The following is a 12687-nucleotide window of genomic DNA, read 5'->3' as shown; positions in this document are numbered from 1 at the left end:
TATTGTGATTATGCTTCAAATTTGAGACATAAACCAATTAATCAATATATAAACTAAATCCAAAAGTATGGCAAAGTTTTACACAGTCGGGGTATCGGCTATGATGCTATTTACGGTAGGCACGACTATGGCTCAGCAAAAGATTTCTGTGTCTGGACGAATAACGGATAGTCAAGGTGGGGCATTATCTGGCGTAACGATCAAAGAGAAAGGAGGAACAGTAGCGACTTCGACTAACAAATCTGGAAATTTTTCGATTTCTGTCCCGAGTAATGCAACGTTGATCATTTCTAATGTAGGCTACCAAAATCAAGAAGTTTCTGTCGATGGAAAAACCACTATTACAATCACTTTAGCTGACGGAAATGCTGCTATTGATGAAGTTGTCGTCGTGGGTTATGGAACGCAGAAAAAGGCTAAATTACTGGGATCCATATCAACTATTGATGCTAAACAACTGGAAAATCGTGCAGTTACTAATGTTTCCTCTGCACTCTCGGGTTTAGCAGCAGGAGTTCAGGTAAAAGTAGGAAATGGCAAACCGGGAAGTGATGGTGCTACTATTCGAGTACGCGGGGTAGGAACTATGAATAATAATGACGCACTAGTTATCATTGATGGGATACAAGGTGTAATGGATGCGGTAAATCCCGAAGATATTGAAAGTATTTCTGTTTTGAAGGATGCATCATCTGCAGCAATATATGGTGCACGTGCTGCAAATGGGGTTATCTTGATAACAACTAAAAAAGGTAAAGCTGGACAAGGCCCGCAGATCAATTATTCGGGATTATTTTCAAGGACCTCACCCAGTGCTAAGCCTGTATTTGTTAATGATTATGTGCGTCACATGAATTTATTTAATGAAGCAGCTGCAAATATTGGTACTACTGGACAGTATACACAGTCTGCAATTGATGCATGGACTGCAGCCAATGCGGACCCAAATGGTTTAGCTCCTTCTGGTTTACCTAATTATGTTGCTTATCCTAATACCAATTGGGGGGACTGGATCTATGAAGATGGCTGGTTGAAGAATCATAATGTGAGTGTACTGGGAGGAAGTGAGAAAATTCGTTTTAATTTATCTGGAAGAATTCAAGATAATCCCGGTATCATGTACAATACAGGAATGAAGCGCTATGAAGGACGTGTTAACTTGGAAACTGATGTAACCGATTTCTTGACTGTAGGAACACAAACGTTCGTTGTTAATGAACATCGTTCATTGGCTTCTGATGCTAATCTTTACAATTTTTTGCGTCAAACAACTCCGGGTATCTACCCTAAGTATGAAGACAAGTTTGGGGGAGCCGTTTTAAGTTCAGGAGAGTCTTCACAATTAAATAATATTTTGTTGTATCTGTATGATTATAAAGGGAGTAATGAGCGAACTCGATTGAATTCTACATTTTTCGCTAATCTTAAACTTTGGAAAGGTTTAACATTTGAAACCAAATTTAATTATCAGTCGCGTTTTGATGAGATTACCGGATATCAAAATCCTTCAGCTCGATATGATTTTTCTACCCTGAATATGGTGGTTACTCCAACTGTGCCTTCACAGCTGACAACAAGTCAATCCTATGGGAAAATTTATAGAAAATCTTTTGATAATGTTTTGCGCTATAATACGGAAATAGGCAAGCATACAATCGGTGCGTTAATTGGACATAACGAATTTTATTATAATGATTCGGGATTCAGCGCTTCTAAGAAAGGTTTGATTGATGAAACCATTACTAATATTGGTACAGGAACTGAAATGTCATCTATCGGAGGAGATGAATCAGATAATTCTATGCGTTCCTTCTTTGGTCGTGTGAACTATGATTATGACTCTAAATATTTGGCTGAGTTTAGTCTTCGTAGAGACGGTGCTTCGAAGTTTGGCCGTAATCGAAAATATGGAACTTTTCCTTCTTTTTCTTTGGGTTATATGCTGTCAAAAGAATCTTTTATGGCTGCTGTGAATCCTTACATACAGGATGTGAAAATTCGTGGATCATGGGGTAAATTGGGGAATGATGGGGGAGATGGTCTTAATGTATACGGTTGGCACGGTGTCTACGGACTGGTTGGTTACTCTTTCAATGGTACACAAATGAATGGTTTGCAGTTGTCTCGTTTTGGCAATGATTTATTGCAGTGGGAGGAAGCTGAAAACAAAGAGATCGGATTAGAATTTGCGACCTTAAAACGCCGTGCATCTGTAGAATTAAATGTGTATGACCGTAAGACGTCTAATATTATTCGTGCTGCAGAGGTTCCAATTACTGCGGGTACGACGACTCCTCCTTTTTTTAATCAAGCTGCAATGCGTAATACAGGTGTTGAGTTTAATTTAAATTGGCGTGATCAGATTGGAGATTTCAGATATAATATAGGGGGTAATTTTTCTTATAATAAGAATAAGGTAATCAAATTTGAAGGTCAGTTGAAAGAAGGATTTGTTGATGATGGTACAGGAAAAATGACTTGGCAAACAAACTTAGGAGATGTTTCTAGCGGGGGGCTCAACCGTATTCTTGAAGGAAGTCAATTAAATGAATTTTATTTGCGTAAAGTCTATAAAGGGGATGGCTCTTATTTTAATGCGGATGGTTCTGTTAATATTCATGGAGGTCCAACGACTGGAATGATTCGTACTGAGGGAGACTATGAATGGGCAAAAGCGATGAAGGCTGCTGGTTATTCCTTCTTAAACTCGAGTCAGAAAATCAGTGATGTTTACGGTAGTACTGCTCTATATTATGGAGATCTAATTTATTCGGATCTTAATCAAGATGGTGTATATGGAAATACTGCGGATCAATATTTTACCGGTACTTCTGTCAATCCAAAATATATTTACGGTATTAGTCTTGGCTTTTCGTATAAGGGATTGGATATGTCTATGATTTGGGCAGGAGAGTCTGGTGCGCAGTATTACTGGAATGATCATGGGTATAATAACAATGTCTTGATTTCTGGAAATCAGGTGACGACACGAATTGCTGACGATCACTACTTCTATAATCCAAATAGTCCTGATGATCCGCGTACAAATCAAAATGGATATTTTCCAAGGTTGAAATATGGTACCTCTGCAGAAAATATTAATAATCAGTCTAGTGATTATTGGTTGTACGAATCGAATTTCTTTAAGTTGAGAAATCTGCAAATCGGGTATACGTTTGATAAGAAGCTCACGGAGAAATTTAAGGTTAGAAATTTAAGAATATTCTTTTCTGGAGAGAATTTGTTGATGTTTACCAATTTCCCTGGATTAGATCCTGAAGTGGGAGCAGGTGCTGAATACCCAACAATGAAACAGTATGCATTTGGTTTAAATTTTGGATTCTAAAAATAGACTGATCATGAAAAATAAAAATATAAAATATACATTTTGGAATAAAAAATTAATGCTTGTTGCTAGCTTGGCGACAGCACTATCGGTATCTTCTTGCGATAAGGATCTCTTGGACACGGTACCAAAAACACAGGTATTAACCAATAATATGTGGTTAACGGACAACCTAACTGATCAAGGTGTAACGGGTGTATATCAAAACTTGCGTAATGGACAGATGCTGTATGAATATGATACATATGTTACGTTGCAGGGAAGAGATAATTCGGTTTTAATGAATGGTACTGCAACAGCGTCCTCTGGAATATTTTCTTCCGAATGGCAGAATCTTTATGAGGGGATTCATCGAGCTAATGATGCAGTCTATGGATTGACAAATATTTCTCCAACTGAGGAGGTTAAAAAATCACGGTTGCTTGCGGAAGTGAAATTTTTGCGTGCTTTTTATTACTATCGTTTAAATCAACTATATCAAGGTGTTCCAATTTATACGGAACCGATTGAATGGAATAAGGTAGATAAGCCCAGAAATACAGAAGATGAGGTGTGGAATTTGATCGTACAGGATTTGACTGATTGTATTAACGAAACTAATCTTCCAAATCGATATGAAGCTGCAAATGCAAATTTTGGAAGAATTTCAAAATCTGCTGCTTATGCTCTCCGTGGAAAAGTCTATATGTACAGAAAAGAATGGCAAAAAGCTATAGATGATTTTCAAAAAGTGAAGGATCTTGGACATACTCTTTTCGGAAATTATGAGAATTTATTTAAAGGTGAAAATGAGAAAAGTCCTGAAATTATATTCAGTATTCAGAATATTGCTTTACCAGGTTATGGGTCAAATTATCAATTTAGATTTGGGTCTAGATCTGCATTTGGTTCTAATTGGAATACGTTCTTAGTGCACCCTGATGCGGTAGACCGCTATCAAAAGAAGGACGGTTCACCATTTAATTGGAACGATTATATTCCGGGTTATAATGCTATGGATCCCGTAAAACGTGAGGTATTTTTCTTAAGAAATAATTTAACAGCTACGGAAATAGCTAATATGACGAAAAAGGGTTTAGATATGTCTTTGTACCTTCCTACGAGCAATGAGCAACGTGTCATGGCTGCTTATGTTGATCGAGATCCTAGGCTGTCAAGCAATGTTATTTTGCCGTATTCGACTTTTGTGGGTGCTAATGGTGCAACTGATCAGGTGTTTACTTCGAGATGGCCATATCGTCAAGAGTTTGGAGGTGTATTTGATTTGCGTACGGACATTGTTCCAAATTTTTATTACTATCCTCGAAAATTTGTCTATACGGGTGCAAATCCTGGTATTCCTAACAGAGAGGCTGGAGCTTATGATTATATCGTGATTCGTTATGCCGATATATTATTGTTATGGGCAGAGGCTCTGAATGAATTGCATAAGTCTGGAGAGGCCGTTATAAAAGCCAATGAGGTGCGTACTCGTGCGAATGTGCAGCCTATTAGTTTAGGTATCGGTGAAGATGATTTGCGTAAGGAAATTCGTGATGAACGACGTCGTGAATTAATGTGCGAGGGTGTTATCTATTTTGATGAACTGCGTTGGAAAACTCTTAAAGAGACGTCTTTTTATGCGGGAAATGGTATTAAAGAAGTTTGGGGTAGAGTGAATTCACCATACACTTGGGGGGGAGACCATTTATTTACTTGGCCTGTACCACAGTTAGAAAGGGAGAGAAATACAAATCTTACTCAAAATCCTGGTTGGGATAATTAAGTTAAATTTTGATTATTCTGTAAAGATTTTGATATCAACCGTCTGTGCAATCGTTTGACAAGTCGGTTGATCTTTTTAAGATTGCTTTTTTAATGCAAAAATATGATTTTTAGACTTTTAGATTAATAAATAAGCACATCTAGTGCACATAGATAGATATAAAAAAAATGAAAAGAAGGTTGTTATTGAAGCTTTTAGGTGGAATTGGATTAGGGACCTTGTCGACTTCTGTACCCATGCAAGTAGAGGCTGGTCATCAAAAGGGACGGCATTGTTTTGGACAGGAAAATGACCGTGCTTATTGGGTAGCCATACTAATTAAGATGGCATCGCCGATATTAACCAATATCAGTAAGGAGCAATGGCGAAGAAATATGCCGATGGAGGTCAGTCCGACTTTTGATAAGCGTGATCCTGGTGTGGGTTATCTAGAGGCTTTTGGTCGATTATTAGCAGGTATGGCCCCTTGGTTGGCTTTACCTGATGATGGAACGGATGAGGGGAGGGTGCGTAAAAAATTCAGAGAGCAGGCTTTATTGGGAATAAAACATGGAGTAGATCCTAGATCTCCAGATTATTTTACCTGGCGTGGTCCGTCTTCGCAAACTTTGGTTGATGCAGCTCATTTAGCTCTAGCTTTTCTGCGTGCTCCTGTTGCACTATGGGAACCTTTAGATCCCCTTACTAAAAGTCGAGTTGTAGAAGAATTTAAACTTTTGCGTAAAATTAAACCAAATGAAAGTAATTGGCTTTTATTTGCGGCAATGACGGAAACGTTTTTATATGATATCGGGGAGGAGTGCGCAAGAGAGAAAATAGATTATGCTGTAAACAAGTTTGATACAGAATGGTATGTGGGTGATGGTTGGTACAGCGATGGCGCTCACTTTAGTTTTGATCATTATAATGGTTATGTGATCCATAATATGCTGGTGGAAGCCTTGCGTCATCATGTAAGCGTAGATAAGAGATATAAAGAAATGTTTGATCGGGCTTATAAAAGAATGCAACGTTATGCACATCATCTGGAACGTATGATTTCTCCAGAAGGTTATTATATGGTTGTTGGTCGATCTTCAACTTATAAGAATGCAGCTTTTCAGCCTTTGGCTGCGGTGGCTCTTGAAAATAGATTGCCGGAGGATATTTCTAAGGGACAAGTACGTGCAGCTCTAACAGCAGTATTGAGAAATATTTATATTGATAAGACTTTTTCACCTTCAGGATGGCTTCGTATGGGGGTGGTAGGCGATTTGCAACAGAATTTGGCAGATTACTATACGAATGCTGGTTCTATGTATGTAGCCTCTTTGTCCTTTCTTCCTCTTGGGCTACCGGCTAATGATGAATTTTGGACTTGTAATCCTGAAAAATGGACTTCGCAGAAATGCTGGGATGCCGAACAGTTTCCAAAAGATTATTATGTAAATTATTAAAAACCTCAAAAATTACTTTTTAAATGAACTTGAGAAATTATTTAATCCTGTTTGGAATAATAGGATTTGCTCTTCAGGGAGCTTCGTGCCAAGGTAAAAGAAAGTTGGTGAAGGATAGGCTAACCCTTGATCAAGCTTTTGTGAATCAAAACCTGGAAGATGCAAAGAAACAGATTAGTTATCTCGCTTCTTCTGTAAAAGAAGCTGATATTCCTACGACTTTCCAAAATGGTAAATATGTGAATTGGGGGTCTAGCTGGTGGTGTTCTGGATTTTATCCAGGTACTGTATTGTACCTTTATGAGTATTCAAAGGATCCGAAATTATTAGATGAGGCCAAAAGAAAATTGAAATATTTGGAGAAAGAAAAGAATAATAAAGGTACGCATGATCTGGGTTTTATGCTTTACTGCAGCTTTGGAAATGCACTACGGTTGACAAGTGATTCTACTTCCTATAAATATGTACTGAGTACAGGTGCTGCCTCATTGGCGACACGTTATAAGGATGCTACAAAGACTATTCGTTCATGGGATGGGGGTAAAAACTGGGATGGGCAATCTTGGACATATCCCGTTATTATAGATAATATGATGAATTTGGAGTTTTTAATGGAAGTATCTAAGATGACTGGAAATTCCAGTTATGCTGACATCGCAATTAAACATGCTGATGCAACCATGGTCAATCATTACAGAAAAGATTATAGTTCTTATCATGTGGTTGATTATAATAGTACGGACGGAAGTATTATATCTAGGAAGACTGCACAAGGTGCTTTTGATAAATCAGCTTGGTCCAGAGGTCAGGCTTGGGGCTTGTATGGTTATACTATGATGTTTAGGGAAACGAATGATCAAAAATATTTACAGCAGGCAAGAAATATTGCAAAGTTTTATTTGAATCATCCCAATTTACCTCAAGATCTGATTCCTTATTGGGATATGGATCAAAATAAATTAACGACTTCTAGTAAATATTACAATCAGAAAGATTTGCGTGATGTGTCAACTGCCGCAGTCATGGCTTCTGCATTGTTGGAACTTGCGCAATATACCGATGGCGGGGAGAGTCAATTATATATCGTCAAAGCGGAGCAGATGTTGCGATCATTGTCTTCTAAACCTTATAAAGCAGACTATAAGGAAGCGGGGGGGTATATCTTAAAACATAGTGTAGGGTCCATTCCACATGAGACGGAGGTCGATGTTCCTTTGACATATGCGGACTACTATTATGTAGAAGCTTTAGTTCGATATAAACGATTATTGGATGGGGATCCTATCATAAAAATTTAAATTGACTGTAAATTCGCATTAAAAGACCTATACCTAACTTTATCAACTAGGTATAGGTTTTTTTGTTATTAGGTTGTTGTAAATTGGTATTTATTATTTATGAGTAAGCCGGTATTACATTTGGTTTATATTTCATCGTTTGATTTTTTAAGGATAGAAAAGGTGAATTAAGTTATATGTTTATCGTATCCATGAGTTGTCTGCTATTCGATTAATTTTTAATAATTCAATCGGTTATTTTTTTATTTTCTTGATCGGGATAAAAAAATAAAAAAATAATGCGCTAATAATTTGATACTTAGAAAATTCTTCTTACTTTTGCAGTCCCTTATTGGGAGAAATACGTCTTGAGCGAAGCCCTACTGCTTCGATGGACTTTTAATTAATTAATTTACAACATGTCAGGTATTATTGGAAAAAAAGTAGGAATGACAAGCCTGTTTGATGCAGAGGGAAAAAACATTCCTTGTACTGTTATTCAAGCTGGTCCGTGCGTGGTTACGCATATACGTACGGAAGAGAAAGATGGCTACGCTGCTGTTCAACTTGGCTTCGATGAAGCTAAAGAAAAGAACACAACGAATTCTTTAAAAGGGCACTTTGCAAAAGCAAATACAACGCCTAAGCGTAAGCTGGTTGAGTTTAAAACTTTCCCAGATGCAAAACAACTTGGTGACGTAGTTGACGTTACACTTTTTGAAGAGGGGGAGTATGTTGACGTAGTCGGTACTTCTAAAGGTAAAGGTTTTCAAGGTGTAATGAAACGTCATGGATTTGGTGGTGTAGGTGGTGCGACTCACGGTCAGCACAACAGATTACGTGCTCCAGGTTCAATTGGTGCGGCTTCTTGGCCTTCACGTGTATTTAAAGGTATGCGTATGGCGGGTCGTATGGGGGGTGATAGAATTAAAGTTCAAAACTTACAAGTTTTGAAAGTTTATGCTGATCAAAACCTAATCGTTGTTAGTGGTTCCATCCCAGGAGCTAAAGGTTCTTATGTAGTTGTAGACAAATAGGAAATGGAAGTTAAAGTTTTAAATTTATCAGGTAAAGAAACAGGTGCCAAGGTGCAACTTCCTGAGTCGGTATTTGGGTTAGAGCCTAACGATCATGCGATCTATTTGGACGTGAAGCAATACTTAGCGAATCAACGCCAAGGAACTCACAAATCTAAACAACGTAATGAAATCGCGGGATCAACTCGTAAATTACACAAACAAAAAGGTACTGGTGGTGCTCGTGCGGGTTCTATCAAATCTCCATTGTTTAATGGTGGTGGTCGTGTATTCGGTCCTCAACCTCGTGACTATTCTTTCAAATTGAATAAAAAATTGAAACAATTGGCACGTAAATCAGCGTTAAGCTATAAAGCTGTTGACAACAATGTTTTAGTATTAGATGAAGTTAAATTTGACTCAATCGGAACTAAAAATTATGTTGCTTTCGTAAATGCTTTAAATGTAGCAGATGAGAAAACTTTATTGGTTTTACAAGCGCAAGATAACAACGTTTATTTATCAAGCAGAAACTTGAAGAAAGCAAAAGTAATTACAGTAGATCAATTGAATACATATGATGTATTGAATGCTACTAAATTATTGTTCACTACAGGTTCTCTTAAAACTTTGGAGGAGGCATTAGCTAAGTAATATGGACATTATTAAAAAACCTATCTTAACTGAGAAAGCTTCATTTTTAACGGAAAAATTAAACCGTTATGCTTTCAAAGTAGATCACAGAGCTAACAAAATTCAGATCAAAACAGCTGTTGAGGCTATGTTTGGTGTTACTGTTCTTGCGGTTAATACTGCAGTAGTAGCAGGTAAGGCAAAGAGCCGTTACACAAAAGCAGGTTTTGTTTCTGGTAGAGCTCCTAAGTATAAAAAAGCTGTCATTACAATTAAAGACGGCGAAACTATTGACTTTTACAGTACTATATAATTAGAGATGGCAGTTAAAAGATTCAAACCGGTAACCCCTGGTACTCGTTTCAGAGTAGGCGCTGACTATTCTGACGTAACAACTAATGTTCCTGAAAAATCATTAGTAGTTGGAAGCAACAAAAGATCGGGCGGTCGTAATAAATCCGGTAAAATGACTATGCGTTATATCGGTGGGGGACACAAGAAAGTATACCGATTAATAGATTTCAAACGCGATAAAAAAGATATCCCTGCAACAGTAGCTACAATTGAATACGATCCAAACCGTACGGCACGTATTGCATTATTGCATTATGCTGATGGTGAGAAACGTTATATCATCGCTCCAGCTGGTTTAAAAGTTGGAATGACTGTAGTAGCAGGAGAAAAAGTTGCCCCTGAAGTAGGTAATACTATTCCATTAGCAAACATTCCATTGGGTTCTATCATCCATAACATCGAATTGAACCCTGGTCAAGGTGGTTCAATCGCTCGTTCGGCTGGTACATATGCACAATTGTCTGCTCGTGATGGTAAATATGCTATTATCAAATTACCTTCAAGTGAGACACGTATGATCTTATTGACTTGCGTAGCTACAATCGGTTCAGTATCTAACCACGATAGAAGAATCGAAGTGTTAGGTAAGGCTGGTCGTAACCGTTGGTTAGGACGTCGTCCAAGAGTTCGTGGTGTAGCTATGAACCCTGTCGATCACCCTATGGGTGGTGGTGAGGGTCGTACCTCAGGAGGTCAGCCTCGTTCACGCACAGGTGTTTTAGCTAAAGGCTTCAAAACACGCGACAAGAAGAAAACATCGAATCGTTACATCATTGAGAGAAGGAAAAAATAATGGCTCGTTCAATTAAAAAAGGTCCTTATATCGATCACAACTTAGAAGGAAAAGTTCTTTCTATGAATGAAACTAACAAGAAGTCAGTTATCAAAACATGGTCTCGCAGATCAATGATTTCCCCTGATTTTGTTGGTCATACCTTTGCAGTGCACAACGGGAATAAATTTATCCCTGTTTATGTAACGGAAAACATGGTAGGTCACAAATTAGGCGAATTCGCTCCTACGCGTACATTCAGAGGCCACGCAGAAAAGAAAAAATAATAGGTAATGGAAGCAACAAAAAAACTTAAAAAGTCTGTTTTAATAAAGCAGCGCAAAGAGCAAGAGAAAGCTCAAATAGGAGGAGCTTCTACTGCCAAATTATTAAATTGCCCTACTTCACCTCGTAAGATGCGTTTAGTAGTGGACTTAATTCGTGGCGAGAAAGTAGAGAATGCTTTATATATTTTAAAGCATACAAGCAAAGAAGCAGCAATCCGTGTAGAAAAATTATTATTATCTGCAATTAAAAACTGGGAAGCTAAAAACGAAGGTAAATCAGTTGAAGATAGTCAATTATACGTTAAAGAAGTAGCAGTAGCAGGTGGTCGTCAATTGAAAAGATTGCGTCCAGCTCCTCAAGGTCGCGGTTATAGAATTCGTAAGCGTTCAAACCATGTTACTTTGATCGTTGACAGTAAATCTAACGTTGAACAAAACTAATTTATTGAGAAATGGGACAAAAAGCAAATCCAATAGGTAGCAGATTAGGAATCATCAGAGGTTGGGATTCTAATTGGTTCGGAGGAAAAAACTATGCCGATAAATTAGTAGAAGACGAAAAGATTAGAAAATATCTTTCTGTTCGTATAGCAAAAGGTGGTGTAGCAAAAGTTGTTATTGAAAGAACTTTAAAACGTATCACAGTTACTATTCATACAGCAAGACCTGGTATCGTTATCGGTAAAGGTGGTCAGGAAGTTGATAAGATCAAAGAAGAGTTAAAGAAAATCACTAAGAAAGATGTTCAAATTAACATTTTTGAGATTAAACGCCCTGAGTTAGATGCTAAATTAGTAGCTGAAGGTGTTGCTAAGCAATTAGAGGCTCGTATTTCATTCCGTCGTGCAATGAAAACTTCTATTGCATCGACAATGCGTATGGGTGCTGAAGGTATCAAAATTATGTGTTCTGGTCGTTTGGGTGGTGCTGAAATGGCGCGCTCTGAGCAGTACAAAGAAGGAAGAACTCCTTTACATACATTGCGTGCTGACATCGACTATGCATTAGCTGAGGCACTTACTACTTACGGTAAAATCGGTATCAAAGTTTGGATCTGTAAAGGTGAAGTTTACGGTAAACGTGACTTATCTCCAAACATTGGTCAAGCTTCTGGTGTGAAAACACGTGGTGGAAACGAAGGCGGTGCTGATCGTCGTGACAACCGTAAAGGTGGTCGTGGTGGTGACCGTCGTGGTGGAAACAACAATCGTGGTGGCAACAACCGTGGTGCAAAAAGAGATTAATTAATAATAAGATTTAAAAATATTCCGTCGCTGACGGGATTAAAATAAATAACGAACATGTTACAGCCAAAAAGAACAAAGTTCAGAAAGATGCAGAAAGGACGTATGAAAGGTAACGCTTCTCGTGGAGCAGAGTTAGCTTTTGGTTCTTTCGGTATCAAGTCAATGGAGGAAGCATGGATCACAAGCCGTCAAATCGAGGCAGCTCGTATTGCAGTGACACGTTACATGAAACGTGAAGGTCAAGTTTGGATCCGTATTTTCCCTGATAAACCCGTTACTAAAAAACCTGCAGAGGTTCGTATGGGTAAAGGTAAGGGAGCTCCAGAATACTGGGTTGCCGTAGTACGCCCAGGCCGTATGTTATTTGAAGCAGAAGGTGTGTCTTTAGAAATTGCTAAAGAAGCATTACGTCTTGCAGCTCAAAAGCTTCCGGTTCAAACTAAGTTTGTTATACGTAGAGATTACGTAGAAGCATAAATCGTTGGTAATGTCATTATTTAAGCCTTAGGACCGTTACTCCTAAGGCTATATATAAACTAATGATAACCCAATAT

General features: G+C 38.1%; 12 protein-coding genes. All 12 read left to right on the top strand.

All coding sequences use genetic code 11. The features are described 5' to 3' along the window. Positions 1–67: 67 nt before the first annotated feature. The 12 genes from C8N37_RS12200 to rplP all read left to right on the top strand — a co-directional run bounded on the left by C8N37_RS12200 (position 68) and on the right by rplP (position 12610). Entirely contained in the window at positions 68–3346 is a 3279-nt protein-coding gene (locus tag C8N37_RS12200) for a SusC/RagA family TonB-linked outer membrane protein (RefSeq protein ID WP_108159155.1), read from the top strand. Between the two features lie 13 nt (positions 3347–3359). Next, positions 3360–5111: a RagB/SusD family nutrient uptake outer membrane protein gene (locus C8N37_RS12195; protein WP_108159154.1), complete on the top strand. Its 1752-nt coding sequence runs from the start codon at positions 3360–3362 to the stop codon at positions 5109–5111. 167 nt (positions 5112–5278) lie between these two features. Next, positions 5279–6547 (top strand): DUF2264 domain-containing protein, encoded by a 1269-nt coding sequence (locus tag C8N37_RS12190; RefSeq protein WP_108159153.1) that lies wholly within the window; start codon positions 5279–5281, stop codon positions 6545–6547. A gap of 23 nt (positions 6548–6570) precedes the next feature. Beyond that, the gene (locus C8N37_RS12185; RefSeq protein ID WP_108159152.1) at positions 6571–7845 is read left to right on the top strand and encodes a glycoside hydrolase family 88 protein; all 1275 of its coding nucleotides are present in this window, start codon (positions 6571–6573) and stop codon (positions 7843–7845) included. Between the two features lie 398 nt (positions 7846–8243). Continuing rightward, on the top strand, positions 8244–8861 hold the full coding sequence (gene rplC, locus C8N37_RS12180; RefSeq protein WP_108159151.1) for a 50S ribosomal protein L3: 618 nt from the start codon (positions 8244–8246) through the stop codon (positions 8859–8861). Positions 8862–8864: 3 nt separating this feature from the next. Beyond that, entirely contained in the window at positions 8865–9494 is a 630-nt protein-coding gene (gene rplD / locus C8N37_RS12175; protein ID WP_108159150.1) for a 50S ribosomal protein L4, read from the top strand. Between the two features lies 1 nt (position 9495). After that, complete coding sequence (gene rplW, locus C8N37_RS12170) at positions 9496–9786, top strand: 50S ribosomal protein L23 (RefSeq protein ID WP_045753975.1); 291 nt, start codon at positions 9496–9498, stop codon at positions 9784–9786. Between the two features lie 6 nt (positions 9787–9792). Next, positions 9793–10620, top strand: a complete 828-nt coding sequence (rplB, locus tag C8N37_RS12165) for a 50S ribosomal protein L2 (protein ID WP_021189654.1) — start codon at positions 9793–9795, stop codon at positions 10618–10620. Then, positions 10620–10886: a 30S ribosomal protein S19 gene (rpsS, locus tag C8N37_RS12160; RefSeq protein ID WP_021189653.1), complete on the top strand. Its 267-nt coding sequence runs from the start codon at positions 10620–10622 to the stop codon at positions 10884–10886. The genes rplB and rpsS overlap by 1 nt, the downstream gene beginning before the upstream one ends. Before the next feature lie 6 nt (positions 10887–10892). Beyond that, positions 10893–11327, top strand: a complete 435-nt coding sequence (gene rplV / locus C8N37_RS12155) for a 50S ribosomal protein L22 (RefSeq protein ID WP_108159149.1) — start codon at positions 10893–10895, stop codon at positions 11325–11327. Positions 11328–11338: 11 nt separating this feature from the next. Beyond that, positions 11339–12130, top strand: coding sequence for a 30S ribosomal protein S3 (gene rpsC / locus C8N37_RS12150; RefSeq protein ID WP_045753977.1), 792 nt, complete (start codon positions 11339–11341; stop codon positions 12128–12130). A gap of 57 nt (positions 12131–12187) precedes the next feature. Further along, positions 12188–12610 (top strand): 50S ribosomal protein L16, encoded by a 423-nt coding sequence (rplP, locus tag C8N37_RS12145; RefSeq protein WP_045753978.1) that lies wholly within the window; start codon positions 12188–12190, stop codon positions 12608–12610. The last annotated feature ends 77 nt before the right edge of the window (positions 12611–12687 follow it).

Source organism: Sphingobacterium faecium, assembly GCF_003054045.1.
GTDB lineage: Bacteria > Bacteroidota > Bacteroidia > Sphingobacteriales > Sphingobacteriaceae > Sphingobacterium > Sphingobacterium faecium.
The sequence above is the reverse complement of the archived record's forward strand: the minus strand, read 5'-3'. Positions and strand labels throughout refer to the sequence as shown.